Source organism: Streptomyces sp. NPDC020917 (assembly GCF_044333795.1).
Lineage (GTDB): Bacteria > Actinomycetota > Actinomycetes > Streptomycetales > Streptomycetaceae > Actinacidiphila.
The window spans coordinates 380,639-398,926 of sequence record NZ_JBIRRR010000006.1 but is presented as its reverse complement, the minus strand read 5'-3'; the positions used below and the strand labels follow the sequence as shown (position 1 = coordinate 398,926).

6 protein-coding genes are annotated in these 18,288 nt (G+C 76.1%); 5 read left to right on the top strand and 1 reads right to left on the bottom strand.

Annotated elements, in window-relative coordinates:
* Positions 1–26: 26 nt before the first annotated feature.
* Complete coding sequence (locus ACH4TG_RS16355) at positions 27–740, bottom strand: thioesterase II family protein (protein ID WP_398242953.1); 714 nt, start codon at positions 738–740, stop codon at positions 27–29.
* Between the two features lie 396 nt (positions 741–1,136).
* Here ACH4TG_RS16355 and ACH4TG_RS16350 point away from each other — a divergent pair, with 396 nt between their 5' ends.
* The 5 genes from ACH4TG_RS16350 to ACH4TG_RS16330 all read left to right on the top strand — a co-directional run bounded on the left by ACH4TG_RS16350 (position 1,137) and on the right by ACH4TG_RS16330 (position 18,287).
* Positions 1,137–1,421, top strand: a complete 285-nt coding sequence (locus ACH4TG_RS16350; RefSeq protein WP_398242952.1) for a phosphopantetheine-binding protein — start codon at positions 1,137–1,139, stop codon at positions 1,419–1,421.
* 31 nt (positions 1,422–1,452) lie between these two features.
* Positions 1,453–2,799 carry an NAD(P)/FAD-dependent oxidoreductase gene (locus ACH4TG_RS16345; protein WP_398242950.1) on the top strand — a complete coding sequence of 449 codons (1,347 nt, stop codon included), beginning with the start codon at positions 1,453–1,455 and terminating at the stop codon, positions 2,797–2,799.
* Positions 2,796–11,846, top strand: coding sequence for a beta-ketoacyl synthase N-terminal-like domain-containing protein (locus ACH4TG_RS16340; RefSeq protein WP_398242949.1), 9,051 nt, complete (start codon positions 2,796–2,798; stop codon positions 11,844–11,846). The genes ACH4TG_RS16345 and ACH4TG_RS16340 overlap by 4 nt, the downstream gene beginning before the upstream one ends.
* Positions 11,843–16,522 carry an SDR family NAD(P)-dependent oxidoreductase gene (locus ACH4TG_RS16335; protein ID WP_398242948.1) on the top strand — a complete coding sequence of 1,560 codons (4,680 nt, stop codon included), beginning with the start codon at positions 11,843–11,845 and terminating at the stop codon, positions 16,520–16,522. The genes ACH4TG_RS16340 and ACH4TG_RS16335 overlap by 4 nt, the downstream gene beginning before the upstream one ends.
* Before the next feature lie 127 nt (positions 16,523–16,649).
* Positions 16,650–18,287 (top strand): NAD(P)/FAD-dependent oxidoreductase, encoded by a 1,638-nt coding sequence (locus ACH4TG_RS16330; protein WP_398242947.1) that lies wholly within the window; start codon positions 16,650–16,652, stop codon positions 18,285–18,287.
* The last annotated feature ends 1 nt before the right edge of the window (position 18,288 follow it).

Genomic DNA, 18,288 nt, shown 5'->3' with positions numbered 1-18,288 from the left:
GGATGGCGGACGGCTGCCGTGCCGGATCAGCGGGCGACCAGCCCGAACAGGTCGTCCAGGCAGCGGTGCAGGGTGGGGGAGTCGTGCATCATGTGGCCGCCGCGGACCCGCTCCACCTGGCAGGCCGCCACCGTCTCCCGCTGCCAGCCGGCCAGTCCCGCGTCGTCCACCAGCGGATCCAGGTCGCCGGCCACCACCTGCACCGGGCAGGACAGCCGCGGCAGTTCGGGCCGCCGGTAGGTCTCGGCCATCTTCAGGTCGGCCCGCAGCGGCGGCAGGAAGATCTCCAGCAGCTCGGGGTTCTGCTCCACCGCGGGCAGCGTGCCCTGCAACGTCCGCAGGCCCCGCAGCAGTTCGCCGGTGGGCGCGTCGTGCAGTGCCGCCCGGGGGTGCGGGACCGACGGCGCGTTGCGGCCGGAGACCACCAGCGCCAGCGGCGCGCCGGCCGCCGACTCGGCCAGCCGGTGGGCCAGTTCGAAGGCGACCAGCGCGCCGAAGCTGTGCCCGTAGAGCACGTACGGGCCGTCGGCCGCGGCGGCCAGCTCGCCGGCGAGCCGCGTGACGAGCTCGTCCATGTCCCGGACGAGCGGCTCGGTGCGCCGGCGGCCGTGCCCGGGCAGATCCACCGGGGTCACCCGGGCGAGACCGGAGAAGCGGCTCCGCCACGGATAGAACATCACCGCGCTGCCGCCGGCATGCGGCAGGCACAGCAGTCGGGGTAGGGGCTCGGCGCACTGCACGGCTTCGACCTCCAGGTATCGCGGACAGCCGCGTCGATCCTGGCCGGTGCGGGTGCTCCGCGGCGACGGCCGCGGGTACTCATCCTTTCTGCCCGCCCCCTGCCGCCGGCCGGGTGCGCACCTCCCCCTTTGGTGCGGATCCGGCCCCGTGCGGCGCGCCGGCAATTCATCACGTCTGGTGAAGCCCGAGCCACGGCTCGCTGACTACGGTGGGCGCAGCCGGCCGCCGGGAACGTGCGGCCGGTCCGCCCGGAACGGCCTGTAGGGGAACCGCCGAGACTCGGAGCCGGCGGATCCCGGCCCCAGCGCCTGCGGCGGGCACCCCGTCCGGCGGGGACCCGCGGCGGCGCATCCGGCCGTCACGTAAATCCCGCCCGGACCCCGGAGGCCGCAGGCATGCCCGAAGAGACCGTTGCGCAGGACGAGATCCTCGCTGAACTCACGGCGTTCGTCGAGAAGCGCTTCCTGCCGGAGGGGACGGCGAGCCTCGAGTCCGACGTCCCGCTGCTCCAGCTCGGCATCCTCACCTCGCTGAACACCACCGAGCTGATTGCCCACATACAGGACCAGTACCGGTTGTACATCCCGCCCGAGCACATCGTCGGCCGCAACTTCAAGACGCTGGAGGCCATCAGCGCCCTGGTCTTCCGGTTGCAGGGCGACCCCGCGGCGATGGCCTGATCCACCCACACCGATCGTATGAGGAGCAGTCTTGTCCGCAGTCGACTACGACATTGGCATCATCGGCGGGGGCCCGGCGGGCTCGACCGCGGCCAGCTACCTGGCACGGGCCGGTCTGTCCGTGGCGGTCTTCGAGGGTGACACCTTCCCCCGGCCGCACGTCGGGGAGTCCCTGGTGCCCGCCACCACTCCGGTGCTGCGCGACATCGGCGCCCTGGAACTCGTCGAGAAGGCCGGTTTCCCCCGGAAGTTCGGGGCGGCCTGGACCTCGGCCGCGCCAGAGGGGATCCCCACGCTCGGATTCTCCGGCCTGTCCCACGGACTGGGCGCGGCGGAGATCGACTTCGACGAGCGCGACCAGCCCGGCGTCGAGCAGGCCCACACCTACCACGTGGACCGCGGCAAGTTCGACCAGCTGCTGCTCCAGCACGCCAACTCCTGCGGCGCCAAGGTGCTGGAGGACACCCGCATCGGCAGCGTCGACTTCTCCGGCGAGAACCCGGTGCTGCGCCCGGTCCGCGGCAAGGACTCGGGCTACACCGTGCGCATGGTGGTCGACGCCAGCGGCCGCGGCACCATGCTCGGCCGCCAGATGAAGCTGAAGGTGCCCGACCCGGTCTTCAACCAGTACGCGGTGCACACCTGGTTCGAGGGCCTGGACCGCACGGCGCTGTCGCACGACAAGAAGAAGGCCGACTACATCTTCATCCACTTCCTGCCGATCACCGACACCTGGGTGTGGCAGATCCCGATCACCGACACCGTCACCAGCATCGGTGTCGTGACGCAGAAGAAGCACTTCACCGCGTCCAAGGACGACCTGGAGGGCTTCTTCTGGGACTGCGTCGGCAGCCGGCCGGAGCTGCGCAGCGCCCTGGAGGCGTCCGAGCGGGTCCGCCCGTTCAAGGCCGAGGGCGACTACAGCTACGGGATGAAGGAGATCACCGGCGACAAGTGGGTGCTCATCGGCGACGCCGCCCGCTTCGTCGACCCGATCTTCTCCAGCGGTGTCAGCGTCGCGCTCAACAGCGCCCGCATCGCCACCAAGGACATCATCGCCGCCGCCGAGACCGGCGACTTCACCAAGCCGCGGTTCGCCGAGTACGAGCGCACGCTGCGCCGCGGCGTCGGCAACTGGTACGAGTTCATCAGCATCTACTACCGGCTCAACATCCTGTTCACGGCCTTCGTGCAGGACCCGCGGTACCGGCTGGACGTGCTCAAGATGCTGCAGGGCGACGTCTACGACGACGACGAGCCGCGGGCGCTGGAGGCGATGCGCAAGATCGTCGCCGCGGTCGAGAGCGACCCCGACCACCTGTGGCACCGGCACCTCGGCAGCCTGACCACCCCCTCAGGGGCGGCACTGCTGAAATGACCTCCACAGCAGCCGACGCGGTGGCGATCGTCGGGGCGGGCTGCCGCTTCCCCGGCGGGGTGACGGGCCCGGACACCTTCTGGCGCCTGTTGCGGGACGGGACGGACGTCATCACCGAAGTCCCCCCGTCCCGCTGGGACCTGGCCCGCATCTACGATCCCGACCCGGACGCGCCCGGGCGGACGTACGCGCGCTGGGGCGGCTTCCTGCCGGACGCCGACCGGTTCGACGCGGGCTTCTTCGGCATCGCGCCGCGCGAGGCCCGGCAGATCGACCCCCAGCAACGGCTGCTGATCGAGGTCGCCTGGGAGGCGCTCGAGGACGCCGGCATCGTGCCCGGCACCCTGGCCGGGACCCGCACCTCGGTGTGGTCCGGCGGACTCGGCGCCGACTACTTCCTGCGCCACGCGCAGGAGGCCGGCCGCGCGGGCATCGACCCCTGGTACGCGTCGGGCAAGGAGGCGAGCTTCGGGCCCGGCCGGCTGTCCTACCTGCTGGGCCTGAACGGGCCGAGCGTCGCGCTCAGCACGGCCTGCTCCTCCTCCCTGGTGGCCGCCCACCTCGCCCGGCACAGCCTGCTCGCCGGCGAGTCGGACACCGCCCTGGTCGCCGGGGTGAACGTGCTGCTCGCCCCGGAGCTGACCATCTTCATGTCCAAGGTCGGCGCGATGGCCAGGGACGGCCGGTGCAAGGTCTTCGACGCCGCGGCCGACGGCATCGTCCGCGGCGACGGGTGCGTGGTGCTGGTGCTCAAGCGCCTGAACGACGCGCTCGCCGACGGCGACCGGGTGCTCGCCGTGATCCGCGGCTCCGCGGTCAACCACGACGGCCACAGCGCGGGTCTGACCGTGCCCAGCGCCGCCGCCCAGCAGAACCTGCTGCGCGACGCGCTGTCCGCGGCCGGCGCGGCACCCGCCGAGGTCGGCTTCGTCGAGGCCCACGGCACCGGCACCCCGCTCGGCGACCCGCTGGAGATGAGCGCCCTGGCCCAGGTGATGGGCGAGGGACGCGACCCCGCCGCCCCGCTGCTGGTCGGCTCGCTCAAGACCAACTTCGGCCACACCGACGGCGCGGCCGGCGTCGCCGGGCTGCTGAAGGCCGCGCTCGCCGTCCGCCACGGCCAGATCCCGCCGCACCTGCACCTGCACCGGCCGAACCCGGCGATCCGCTGGGACCGCTGGCCGGTGCGCGTGCCCGTCGAGCTGACCGACTGGCCGCAGGACACGCCCCGCCTGGCCGGCGTGAGCGCCTTCGGCCTGAGCGGCACCAACGCCCACGTCGTGGTGGCGGAGCCCCCGCAGCGGGAACCGATGCCCGCAGGCGGCGCCTCCTCCGGCGCGGCCACCCGCGTGCTGGCGCTGTCCGCCCGGTCCGGCGAGGCGCTGCGCGAGCTGGCCCGCGCCCACCGCGACCGCCTGCTGGCGGAACCTGGCGCCGCCCTCGCGCCCTGGACCGCGGGCACCGCCCGGCTGCGCACCCACCACGGCGAGCACCGGCTCGCCGTCACCGGCACCACCACCGCCGAACTCGTCGCGGACATCGACGAGTTCCTGGCCGCCCCGGCGCCCGCCGATGACGCCGGGGCGGCCCTTCCCGACGAGGACGGCGAGCAGCTGCCGGTGTGCTTCGTCTTCTCCGGGCAGGGCGGCCAGTGGGCCGGAATGGGCCGGGAACTGCTCGACGCCGAACCGGTGTTCGCCGCGGCGCTGGCCGAGGTGGACGCGCTCGTGCAGCAGGCCGCCGGATGGTCGCCGGCCGCGGAACTGCGGGCCGGCGCCGAAGGATCCCGGCTGTCCGACACCGAGATCGCCCAGCCCGTCGTCTTCGCTCTCCAGGTCGCCGCCGCCGCGCTGTGGCGGTCCTGGGGGATCGAGCCGGCCGCCGTCATCGGCCACAGCATGGGCGAGATCGCCGCCGCCCACGTCGCCGGGGCGCTGAGCCTGCCCGACGCGGTCCGGATCGCCGTCCTGCGCGGGAAGCTCCTGCAACGCTCCGCCGGCCAGGGCCGGATGGCGTCCGTCGCGTTGCCCGAGGCCGAACTGCTGCCGCTGCTCGCCCCGTTCGGCGACGACCTCGCCCTGGCCGCCGTCAACAGCTTCTCCGCCAGCGTGATATCCGGCACCGACGCCGCGGTGTCCGCGCTGACCGCGGGGCTGTCCGCACGCGGGGTCACCTGCCGTGACATGCCCGGCGAGTACGCCTTCCACAGCCCCCAGATGGCCTTGCACCAGGCCGAGTTGACCGAACTGCTCGCCGGCCTCGAACCGGCCGCACCCGCCGTGCCCATGCTGCGCACCAGCGGCACCAGCGGGCCCGGGGACGACCCCGAACCGGCCCTCGACGCCGCCTGGTGGGGGCGCAACGTGCGCGAGCCGGTGCGGTTCGCCGACGCGATGGCCCGCGCGCTGGACGCCGGGCACCGCGTCTTCCTGGAGATCGGGCCCCACCCGGTGCTGGCCCAGCCCATCGTCCAGGCCATGGACGCCGCGGGCGCCGACGGCCGGGTGGTGGCGACGCTGCGCCGTAACACCGACGCGGTGCGCACCTCCCGGGCCGCGCTCGCGGAGCTGTACGCCGCGGGCGCCGGCATCCGCTGGCGGCACGTCGAACCCGACCCGAACCCGGCACGCGACCTGCCCCGCTATCCCTGGCAGGGCGAGCCGCTGTGGTTCGAGGTGCCCGAGGGCGCCGGTGTCGAGGGCATGGCGGTCGCCGATGGGCAGACCGGGGGCCCGGCACTGCCGGCCGAACTCCACGGCGAGCTGCGGCTGTTCGACGCCGACGGGCGGCTCGTCGCCGAGGCGGACGGGCTGCGGCTGCGGACCGGCGGGCAGCCGGGTAGCGGGCACGCGGCGGGTGGGCAACCGGCAGGCGGGCCGGCCCTCCAGCAAGCCGCGGCCGGCGTCGCGGCGCCTTCCCCCGCGCGCCCCGACCAGGCCGCCCTGGTCGACATGGTCGCCTCGGCCGCCGCCCGGGTGCTGGGCCTCGCCTCCGCGGCGGCGGTCGGCCGCGCCCGCGGCTTCGCCGACCTGGGCATGGACAGCCTCGGCGCCGTCCAGCTGTGCAAGGCGCTGGAACGCTCGCTGGGGGTGCGGCTGCCCAAGACCGCGGCCTTCGACCATCCCACCGTCCAGCGCATGGCCGCCCACCTCGGCGACCTGCTCGACCGTCAGGTGCTCGTCGCCCCGGGCCCCGTTGACCTTGCCTCCGTTGTCCCGGCCTCCGTTGTCCCGGCCCCCCTTGACCCGGCCCCCGTTGACCCGGCCACCGTGCCGGACGTCCGCAGGGCCGCTGCCCCCGCCCACCGGACCGCCGTGCCCCCGGCTCCCGAGCCGATCGCCGTGGTCGGCGTCGGCTGCCGCTTCCCGGGCGGCGCCGGCGGTCCCGACGCCTACTGGCGGCTGCTCATCGAGGGCGTGGACGCCGTCCGGCGCGCCCCCGAGGGCCGCTTCGACGACGCCCGGCTGTGGTGGGGCGGCTTCCTGGACGACGCCGCGGGCTTCGACGCGCCCTTCTTCCGCATCCCGCCGCGCGAGGCCAAGGTCATGGACCCGCAGCAGCGGATGTTCCTGGAGGTCGCCTGGGAGGCGCTGGAGCACGCCGGCATCGCGCCGGCCGGGCTCGACGGCACCCGCACCGGCGTGTTCGTCGGCATGAACTCCACGGACTACGCCCAGCGGGTGGCGGCCCGCAGCGTCGACGCCTTCTACGGCACCGGCACCTCCTTCAGCGCCGCCGCCGGCCGGCTGTCGTACCTGCTCGGCCTGCGCGGCCCGAGCCTCGCCGTGGACACCGCCTGCTCCTCGTCCCTGGTCGCGATCCACCTGGCCGCGGCCAGCCTGCGCTCGGGGGAGAGCGACCTGGCCGTGGCCGCCGGCGTCAACCTCATCCTCGACACCACCATCCACCGCGCCAGCGGCGCGGCCGGTGCGCTGGCCGCCGACGGCCGCTGCAAGACCTTCGACGCCGCCGCCGACGGCTACACCCGCGGCGAGGGCTGCGGGGTCGTCGTCCTCAAGCCGCTGTCCGCCGCCCGGCGCGACGGCGACCGCGTGCTGGCGCTCGTACTCGGCTCGGCCGTGAACCAGGACGGCGCCAGCAGCGGCTTCACCGCGCCCAACGGCCCGGCCCAGGAGGACCTGCTGCGCACGGCGTTCGCCAACGCCCGGGTGGCGCCCGCGGACCTGGACTACGTCGAGGCGCACGGCACCGGCACCCCGCTCGGCGACCCGATCGAACTGCAGGCCCTCGGCGCCGCCCTGCGCGACCGGCCCGCCGGCCAGGACGCGTGCCTGGTGGGCTCGGTGAAGACCAACATCGGTCACCTGGAAGCCGCTTCCGGCATCGCCGGGCTGATCAAGACCGTCCTCGCCCTGCACCACGAGACCCTCCCGGCCCACCTCCACTTCCACCAGCCGAGCCCCGCGGTCGCCTGGGACGAGCTGCCGCTGCGCGTTCCCACCGCGACGCGCCCCTGGCCGCGGAGCACCCGCCGCCGCGTCGCGGGCGTCAGCGCCTTCGGCTTCAGCGGCACCAACACCCACGTCGTCCTCGCGGAAGCCCCCGCCCCCCAAGCGCCCGCCCGCGCCGGAGAATCCGCCGCACCCGCGGCGGGACAGCCCGCCGTGGGCGGGCAGGAACCCGCAGGCGGCACCGGGATGTTCGGCAGGGCAGCGGACGCCTCGGCGGGCGGGGAGGGTGCGCCGCAGGTGCTTGCGCTGTCGGCCGCTTCCGCGCGGGCGCTGCGGGTGCGGGCGGCTGCACACCGGGACCTGCTGGCGGGGCCGGGGGCGCCGTGCGCCGGGGACCTGGCGGCCACGCTCGCGCTGCGCCGCTCGCATCTGGAGCACCGTCTGGTCGTCGTGGGCCGCGGCAGCGGCGAACTCGCCGAGCGGCTGGACGCGTTCGCCGAGGGCCGTGAAGGCCCCGGCACCGTCTTCGCGCGGGCCGCCGAGCGCGACCGCGGGCCGGTGTTCGTCTTCTCCGGGCACGGCTCGTTCTGGCCCGGCATGGCACAGCCGCTCGCCCGCCGCAACCCGGCGTTCCGCGGCGCGCTCGACGCGGCCGACCGCGCCCTGTCGGCCTTCCTCGACTGGTCGCCGGCCGAGGCGATCGCCGCCGGCGCCGAGCCCGCCGACGAACTCGACCGCCAGATCCTGCTGTTCGCCGTGCAGCACGCCCTGGTCGCCGCCTGGCGCGACCTCGGCGTGGAGCCCGCGGCCGTCATCGGCCACAGCATGGGTGAGGTCTCCGCCGCACTGTGCGCGGGCGCCCTCGAACTGCCCCAGGCCGCCGAGGTGATGGTGCGCCGCACCCGGCTGCTGCGCGCCCTGGTCGGCCAGGGCGGCATGGCGGTGGTCGGCCTCGACGCCGACGACACCGCACGGGAGATCGCCCGCTACGGCGAGCGGCTGTGCGTCGCCATCGTCAACAGCCGCCGCTCGACGGTCGTCTCCGGAGAGAGCGCCGCCCTCGCGGAACTGGGCGCCGGGCTCAAGGAGCGCAACGTCTTCTTCCGCGCCGTGGACGCCGGCGGCCCCGCCCACAGCCCGTGGGCCGAACCGCTGCGCGCCGAACTCGTCGAGGCGCTGACCGGGCGGCTCGACCCGGTGCCGCCGCGGGTGCCGTTGTACTCCTCGGTGGACGGCGCCGCCGTGGCGGACCGGCCGCTGGACGCCGGCTACTGGGGCGACAACCTGCGCATGCCCGTCCGGTTCGCCGACGCCGTGCGCGCCGCCGCCCGCGACGGCCACGACACCTTCGTCGAGCTGTCCGCGCACCCGATCCAACTCACGCCGATCGAGCAGGAGTTGCGCGCCGACGGAACCGAAGGGCTGCTCGTCCCCTCGCTGGTGCGCGGCGAGGACGGCGAAGTCGCCCTGCTCACCGCGTTCGGCGCCCTGCACGCCGGCGGCGCCGACGTCGGCTGGCGGCGGCTCCACCCCCGTCCCGGCGGGCCGGTCACCACGCCGGGCTACCCGTGGGAGCACCGCCGCTACTGGGTGGACGACCGCCCGGCCGCGGCCGGATCCGGCCACCCGCTGACCGCCCGCACCGTGCGGACCGGCGGCACCACCGTGGTGGAGGCCGACCTGGACGCGGAGCTGGTCGCCGCGCTCGGCGGCGACCCCGCCGCCGGCGGGCCGCGGGTGCCCGCCGCCACCTGGCTGGAGCTGGCGGTGGCCGCCGCCCGGACCGCGCTCGGCCCCGGCCGCACCGTCCGGCTGACCGGCGTGTCCTTCGACGCGCCGCTGCCCGCGCCCGGCGACGGCACGCGCACCGTCGCCCTGTCCCTGACCCGCACGGCGGAGGCTCCCGGCGCCCACCGTTTCGAGGTCACCGCGCAGGACGGCGCCCGACCGCTCCGGCTCGCCGGCGGTACCGCGCGCCCGGCCGGCCCCCGCGGACCCGCCCCCGAGGGTGCGCGGACCGAGGCCGGCGCCGGGCTCCGCGACCGCGCCGCCGCGCTCGCCGGGACCGCCGCCGAGGTGGTCGCGGTCCGGGCCGACGGCGAGCGGATCGCGGTGGAACTGCGCCGCCGCCCCGCCGCCATGCGCTGGCACCTGGACCCCGATCTCGTCGAACTCGCCCTGCGGGCAACCGCGTTGCTCGGCGCGGAGTCCGCGGACCGGCTGCCGACGCCCGCTTCGGTCGGCTCCGTCACCGCCCACGACGTGCCCGGCGAGCACGTCGTCCTCCACATCGCACCCACCGCGGACGGCAGTACCCCGGGGGACGGCCACGCCACGGGAGCGGGCGACCCCGCCGGGAACGGCCCCGCCGGGCGCGGCCGCACTGGGAACCACCTCGCCGGAAGCGACCCCGCCGGGAACGATCCCGCCGGAAGCGGCGGCCCCGCCGTCGAAGGCGACCCGGCGGCGGGGAGCGGCCCGGCCGCGGCGGACGTGCTGATCGCCGACCTGGACGGCCGCCCGCTGGTCGAGCTGACCGGCATCCGGCTGGCCGTACCCGCCGGAAGACCGCTGGACCAGGACGCCGCCCGCCGCCACGCCGCGCACGTGCACGTCCCCGGCTGGCAGGAACTGCCCGCGACCGTATCTGCGGCGGGCCTCGCCGGCTCGCCGTCCGTACCTGCGGCGGGCGTCCCCGGCGCGCCGTCCGCCCCGGCGCCGTCCGGTGCCGCCGAGCCCGCCACCGGCGCGGTCCTGCTCGTCGCGGACACCTCCGGTGTCGCCGGCGCGCTCGCCGACGCCCTGGAGCGGCGCGGCACGCCCGTACGTCTGCTGACCCCGGGCCCGGCGGACGGGCTGCGCGAGCGGCTCGCCGCCGCGCTCAAGGAGCTGGCCGCCGGGCCCGGTTGCGCCGCCGTCGTGCACCTGTCCGGGCTCGACCTGCCGTCCGGCGTGCCCGGCACGGCGGAGGTCGCCGGAGCGTGCGCGGCGGCAGCGGACACGACCGCCGCCGTGGCGGCCGCCGGCGCCGGCGCCCGCCTGTGGTGGGTGACCCGCGGCGCCGTGGCCGTGGACGACCTGGAGGAACCGGCCCCCGCGCAGGCCGCGCTGCGCCAGGCGGCCGTGGTCGCCGGTGTGGAGCAGCCGACCGCCTGGGGCGGGGCGCTCGACGTGGACCCGCTGTCCGCGGGCCCCGCGGCCGACGCCGACGCCGTCCTCGCCGAACTCGACCGGCGCCTGACCGCGGGCGCCGGGCCCGGGGAGGACCGGCTCGCGCTGCGCTCCGGACGGCGGCTGGCCGCACGGGTGCTGCCCGCGCCCGCCGCGCCCGCGCTGTTCGCGCCGGTGCGACTGGACGCCGGGCGCGCCTACCTCGTCGCGGGCTGCGGCGGCCCGCTCGCCGAGCAGGTCGCCGGGTGGCTCGCCGACCGCGGCGCCGGGGAGGTGCTGAGCGTCCCGCTGGTCGAGGGGCCCGCGCACGCACGGCAACTGGTGGAGGACCAGGCGGCCGCGGGCTGCCCGGTCGGCGGCATCGTGTGGCTGGGGGCCGGCTGGAACCTGCCGTCCGGCGGCGCGCCCGGCGCCCGCGAGCTGGAGGCGGCGCTCACGGAGCGCGCGAGCGGCGCCTGGCTGCTGCACGAGGCGTGCCGGGAGACCGGCACGGAGCCGGACCTGTTCCAGGTGTGGAGCTCCGTGGCCGGCAGTTGGGGCGCCATCGGCGCCGGGGCGCAGGCCCCGGTGGACGCCGTGCTGACCGCGCTCGTCGCCCACCGCAGGTCCCGCGGGCTGCCCGCCACCTCCGTGGCCTGGGCGCCGTGGGGCGACGTCGGGCTGCTCGACCGCGACAGCGCCCAGCGGCTGACCCGCAGCGGCATGACCCCGTTCGCCACCGCCACGGCCCGTGAACTCCTCGACCAGATCGCGGCGTTCGGCCCGGCCGCGGTCGAGGTCGCCGACGTCGACTGGGGGTTGCTGCTGCCGCTCTACCGGCAGGCGCTGCCGTTCCCGCTGTTCGACGTGCTGGCCGAGCGGGAGCAGTCCGCGCCCGGCGACGCCGACGCGCTGCTGGACAAGCTGCGCACGCTGTCCGGTGAGGCCCGTGCCGACCTGGTGCTCGACTGCGTGCTGGAGGAGGTCGCGGTGGTGCTCGGCCTGGACGGGTCGGACGAACTGGAGCCGCGGCAGGGCTTCTTCGAGCTCGGGCTGAACTCCATCACGGCCCTGGAGATGAAGGTCAGGCTGGAGCGCCGGTTCGGCTGCCCGCTGCCCGCGACGCTGGCCTTCGAACACCCCAACGGGCAGGCGCTCGCCGCCTGCCTGGCCGCCGAGGTGGTGGGCGCGGACGCCCCGCCCGGCACGGGCGGCCCCCTTGACCGCGCTGCCGGAGGTCTCACAACAGGTGGCTGCTCACCCTCCGGCAGCGCGACCAACCCGCCCGCCCAGGCGGCCGGCCGGCCGGCTGGCCGAGGCGGCGGCACCGGTCCCGGCACCGACCCCGGCGGCCCGGGCGCCGGCGCCCACGACGGCACCGGCGACGGCGACGGCACCGACCCCGCGGACCTGGACGAGCTGGCTGCCCGGCTGGACGCCGAACTGGCAGCCGTCACCGAGCTGTTCGAGCAGGAGGAGCGATGAACCAGCCCACCGCCGCAGCCGCCGGCGACGTGCGTGCCCTGCTCGCCCAGGCCGGGCGGACCATCGCGAAGCTGCGCGCGACGGTGGAGGAGCAGCGGGCCGCCCTGCGGGCCCCGATCGCCGTCGTGGGCATCGGCTGCCGCTTCCCCGGCGGCGCGGACTCGCCCGAGGCCATGTGGCGGATGCTGAGCGGGGGCGTGGACGCCATCGGCCCGTTCCCCCAGGACCGCTGGGACACCGCCCCCTACTTCGACCCCGACCCGGACACGCCCGCCACCGCCTACGTCCTGGACGGCGGCTTCCTGGACCGCGTCGACACCTTCGACGCCGGCCTGTTCGGCATCACGCCCGCCGAGGCCACCGGCATGGACCCGCAGCAGCGCATCGCCCTGGAGGTCGCCTGGCAGGCACTGGAGGACGCCGGGCTGCCGCCGGACGGCCTGGACGGCTCGCGCACCGGGGTGTTCATGGGCGCCAGCACCGGCGACTACGTGCGCATGCGCCAGCAGTTCGGCGCGCCCGAGGGCATCGACGCCTACCAGATCCTCGGCGAGAACAGCTTCATCGCCGGCCGGATCGCCCACACCCTCGGCCTGCGCGGCCCCGCCCAGGTCGTCGACACCGCCTGCTCCTCCTCGCTGCTCGCCGTCCGCCAGGCCTGCCAGTCGCTGCGGCTCGGCGAGGTCGACCTGGCCCTGGCCGGCGGCGTGAACGTCATCCTGTCGCCCTACGGCTTCGTGCTCGTCAGCAAGGCCGGAGCGGTCGCCCGCGACGGACGCTGCAAGGCGTTCGACGCCGCCGCGGACGGCTACGGGCGCGGCGAGGGCTGCGGGGTCGTGGTGCTCAAGCGGCTGTCCGACGCGGTCGCCGACGGCAACCGGGTGCTGGCCGTGATCCGCGGCGGCGCCGTGAACCACGACGGGCACGCCAGCGGCATCTCCGTGCCCAGCGCCCAGGCCCAGCAGGACGTGATCAGGGCCGCGCTGGAGGACGCGGGGCTGCCCGCCGAGCGGGTCGGCTACGTGGAGGCCCACGGCACCGGCACCCCGCTCGGCGACCCCATCGAACTGCGCAGCCTGGAGCAGGTCCTGGGCCAGGGGCGGCCGGACGGGCAGCCGCTGCTCGTCGGCTCGGTGAAGACCAACATCGGCCACCTGGAGGCCGCCGCCGGCATCGCCGGGCTGATCAAGGCCGTGCTCGCGGTCCGGCACGGCGAGGTCCCGGCCAGCCTGCACTTCCGCACCCCCAACCCCAACATCGCCTGGGACCGGCTGCACCTGTCCGTCGCCGCCGAGCACACCCCCTGGCCGTCCGACGGGCAGCCGAGGGTCGCCGGGCTCAGCTCCTTCGGCGCCAGCGGCACCAACGTCCACCTGCTCGTCGAGGAGCCGCCGCCCGCCGCGGCACCGGCCGGGGACGCCCCCGCCCGCCCGGCCGAACTCGTCGTCGCCTCCGCCCGGGGCGAGGACGCGCTGCGGGCCCTGGCCGGCCGCTGGGCCGGCCACCTCGACGCCCACCCGGACACCGCGCTGCCCGCCGTCGCCCGCACCGCCGCCACCGGGCGGGCCGCCCAGCAGGTCCGCGCGGCCTTCACCGCCGCGGACCTCCCCGAACTCACCGGCCGCCTGCGGGCCTTCGCCCAGGGCGAGGGCCCCGCGCCGCGACGGGCACTGCGGGCGCAGCGCGCCAGGACCGCGTTCCTCTTCCCCGGCCAGGGCGCGCAGTTCGCGGGCATGGGCCGGCAACTGTACGACGCCGAGCCGGTCTTCCGTGAGGCGCTCGACCGCTGTGCCGACCTGCTCGCCCCCGAGGTCGAACGGCCGCTGCTGGACGTGGTGTTCGACGCGGACGGCACCGAACTGGGCCGTACCGCCTGGACCCAGCCGGCCCTGTTCGCCGTCGAGTACGCCCTGGCCGAGCTGTGGCGCTCCTGGGGCGTGCGGCCGGCCGCCCTGATCGGCCACAGCGTGGGGGAGTACGCGGCGGTGTGCGTCGCCGGCGCCGTCGAACTCGGCGACGCGCTCCGGCTGATCGCGCTCCGCGGCCGGCTGATGGACGGCGTGCGGACCCCCGGCGCGATGCTCGCCGTACCCCTCGACGAGGAGGCCGCCCTGCGCGCCGCCGGCGGGCATACCGACCGCGTGTCGCTCGCCGCCGTCAACGGCCCCCAGGACACGGTGCTGTCCGGCGACGCCGCCGCCATCGAGGAGATCGCCGCCGAACTCGCGGCTGCCGGCATCAAGGGCCGCCGTCTCGCCGTCTCGCACGCCTTCCACTCCCCGCTGCTCGACCCGGTGCTGTCCCCGCTCGAAGAGGCCGCCGCCGCCGTGGAGTTCCGCGAGCCGCTGGTCCCGGTGTACTCCAACCTCACCGGCGAGAAGCTGGACCGCGCCACCCTCGCCGACCCCGCCTACTGGGTCCGGCACGCCCGGCAGCCGGTCCGCTTCCACCAGGGGATGCTGGCCCTCGCCCGCTCCGGCGCGGGCGCCTTCGTCGAGGTCGGCCCCGGGCGCACCCTGCTGGGCCTCGGCAGCCGGGCCCTGCCCGACCAGAAGCTGCTGTGGCTGCCCTCGCTGCGCCGCGGCACGCAGGAGAGCGCGCAGATCCTGGACAGCCTCGGGCGCCTGTTCGCCTGGGGCGCCCCCGTCGACCTCGCGGCCCTGCACGGCCCCGGGACCCCGCGCCATGTCCCGCTGCCCACCTACGCCTTCCAGCGCCGCCCGCTGGCCTTCCCGCTCGCCGAGGCCGGCGCCACCGGACTCGCCGGACCGGGCACCGGCCCGGCCACCGGCGCCGGGGAGCCGGGCGAGGACACCGTGCGCTACACCGTCAGGTGGGAGCAGGCCCCGGCCGCGCCCGCCGACGAGGTCCCGGCGGGCCGCACCCTGCTGCTCGCCGACTCCGGCGGCGTCGCCGAGGACCTGGCCGCCCGCCTCACCACCCGCGGCGGCACCGTCGTCACCGTCCGGCTCGTCCCCGACGGCGGCCGGGCGGACGGCCCCGGGGCCGTCCCCGCCGGCGACCCGGCACGGCTGCGCGCCCTGCTCGCCCAGCACGCCCCGCTGGACCGCGTGGTGCACCTGGCCTCGCTCGACGTGCCCCCGGGCGACGCGGCCACCGCCGCCGACCTCGCGCACGCCCGCGTCACCGGCCCGGAGACCGCGGTCCACCTGCTCCAGGCGCTCGCCGACGGCGCCGCCGCGGGCCCGGACGGCCCGCCGCGGCTGTGGCTGGTCACCCGCGGCGCCCAGGCCGCGGGGGAGAAGGACGAGGCCGGCGGCCTGGCCGGCGGCATGCTCGTCGGCCTCGGCAAGGTGGCCGCGCTGGAGCAGTCCGCGCTGTGGGGCGGCAGCGTCGACCTCGACCCGGACGACGACGAAACCGGGGCTCTCGCCGACGAGTTGCTGCGGCCCGGCGAGGAGGACGAGGTCGCGCTGCGGGCCGGCGAACGCCTGGTGCCCCGGCTCGTCCCCGAGCCCGCCGCACCCGCCGGGCCGCCCGTGCTGCGCGCCGACGCCTCGTACCTGGTCACCGGCGGACTCGGCGGCCTGGGCCTGACCCTGGCCGGCTGGCTCGCCGACCGCGGGGCCCGCCATGTCGTCCTCACCGGGCGCTCCGGGCTGCCGCCGCGCGAGCAGTGGGACGCGGTCGCCGCGCTGGACCCGGCCGCTGGTGAATCGGACGGCGCCGGCGGGCTGTCCGGGGCGACGGCCGCCCGCGTACGGGCCGTCCGCGACCTGGAGGGCCGCGGCGTGCAGGTCACCGTCGCCCGCGCCGACGTCACCGACGAGGCTGCGATGCGCGAGGTGTTCGCGACCGCGGCCGCCGCCGGCCGTCCCGTGCGGGGTGTCGTGCACGCCGCCGGGCTCGCCGGGGCGCAGAACATCGACGAGGCCGAACCCGCGGAACTGCACGCCGTCCTGCGGCCCAAGGTCGAGGGCGCCTGGACGCTGCACCGGCTGTTGGCCGACGCCGAACCGGACTTCCTGGTCCTCATGTCGTCCATCGCCTCGGTGTGGGGCTCGGCCCACCTGGCCGCCTACGCCGCCGCCAACCGCTTCCTGGACGGCCTGGCCGCCCACCGCCGGGCCACCGGCCGTCCCGCGCTGAGCATCAGCTGGGGCCCGTGGAACGTCGCCAGCGGCCTGGGCGGCGACGACCTGCTGGCCCGCCTGGAGGCCCTCGGCCTGCGCGCGCTCGACGCCCGCACCGGCCTGGACCAGCTCGGCGGCCTGCTGGCCGGCGACCACGCCCACGCGGTGGTCTCCGGTGCCGACTGGCACACCCTCAAGCCCCTGCTGGAGTCGCGCCGTGCCCGCCCGCTGCTGGCCCGCATCGAGGCCGCCGCGCCCGGCGGAGGCGGCGCCGCGCCCTCCGACCTGCTGACGGGCGTGCTCGCCGCCCCCACCGACCGGCGCGAGGACCTGCTCGACGCCTACGTGCGCGACGCGCTCGCCGACCAACTCGGGGTGCCGCGCGCGGAGATCACCGACGACATCGACCTGCTCGACATGGGCCTGGACTCCCTCGGCGTCAGCCAGCTGATCACCCGCTACCGCAGGGAACTGGCCCTGCGCCTGGAGCCGCGGCCCTTCTTCGAGGTCCCGGCCGTCGGCTGGGGGCGGCTGCTCGCCGAGGAGGTGGCCCGGCAGCACCCGGCGCCGCAGGGCCCCTGATCCGCACCACGACCGGCCCGCACCACCACCGGCCCGCACCACGACGCACCCGCACCACGACCGGCCCGCACCACCACCGACCGGCGGCACGACAAGACCGGCAGCACAAGGACGAGAGAGGCATCAGATGACCGAACGCCATGACGTCGCCATCCTGGGGGCCGGCATCGCCGGCTCGATCCTGGCGTCGGTACTCGCGCGCAACGGGGCCAAGGTGCTGCTGCTGGACGCCGGCAGCCACCCTCGGTTCGCCATCGGCGAGTCCACCATCCCCTACACCTCCGTTCTGCTGAAGGTGGTCGCCGCCCGCTACGGCGTGCCCGAGATCGCGCACCTGTCCAGCTTCGACTCGGTGCGCAAGAACGTCACCGGCGCGTGCGGCGTCAAGCGCAACTTCGGCTTCGTCTACCAGCGCGAGGGCCAGGCCCAACGGCCCGACGAGGTCAACCAGTTCGTCATCCCGAAGATGCTGCACACGGAGAACCACTTCTTCCGGCAGGACATCGACGCCTACATGACGTACACCGCCGCCCGCTACGGCGCGGTCGTCCGGCAGAACACCCGCATCGAGGAGATCGACATCGACGGCTCGGGGGTCACCCTGAACGCCGCCGGCGGCGAGAAGTTCCTCGCCCGCTACGTCGTGGACGCCAGCGGCCACCGCTCCCCGGTCGCCGAGCGCTTCGGCCTGCGCGAGACCCCCACGCGCTTCCGCCACCACTCCCGCTCGCTGTTCACGCACATGGTGAACGTCACCCCGTACGACAAGGTGATGCGCACCCCGGAGGCCTACGGCAACCCCAGCCCCTGGCACCAGGGCACCCTGCACCACGTCTTCGACGGCGGCTGGCTGTGGGTCATCCCCTTCGACAACACCAAGGACGGCACCAACCCGCTGGTCAGCGTGGGCCTGACGCTGGACCCGAGGCGGCACCCGCGCCCGGACGGCCCGCCGCAGCAGGAGTTCGACGACTTCCTGCGCCGCTTCCCGGACATCGCCCCCCAGTTCCGCGACGCCCGCCCGGTGCGCGAGTGGGTGTCCACCGGCCGGCTGCAGTACTCGGCGACCGGCACGGTCGGCGACCGCTACTGCGTCACCGCGCACGCCGCCGGCTTCATCGACGCCCTCTACTCGCGCGGCATGACCAACACCCTGGAGGTCGTCAACGTCCTGGCGCACCGGCTGCTGGACGCCATCCGCGACGACGACTTCTCCCGTGAACGCTTCTCGCTGGTCGAGCAGCTGGAGCAGCGCCTGCTGGACGCCAACGACGACCTGGTGCACAGCTCCTTCACCGCCTTCCGCGACTACGACCTGTGGAACGCGGTCTTCCGGGTCTGGGCGATCTCCACCGTGCTCGGCACCTTCGGCCTCCAGACCGCCTACGACCGGCTGCGGCGCTTCGGCGACGTGCAGCCGCTGCTGGAGCTGGAGAACGCCAAGTACCTGGGCTCGCCGTTCCCCACGCACGACGCCACCAACGAGCTGCTGCGCGCGTCGACGTCCATCAGCGACCAGGTCGAGGACGGCACGCTGGAGCCGCGCGAGGCCTCGATGCGCATCTTCGACCTGCTCGGCGAGGCCGACTTCCTGCCGCCGCCGCTGCAACTGGCCCGCCCGGAGAACCACTTCTTCCACGCCACGCCGCCGCGCATGGCCCGCACCGCGGCCTGGGCCAGGACGAAGGCGCCCGCGCACATCGCCGGCACGATCACGGGCGCGATGAGCTCCTTCGCCCGCGAGCACGTGCCCGGCCGCGGCTGAC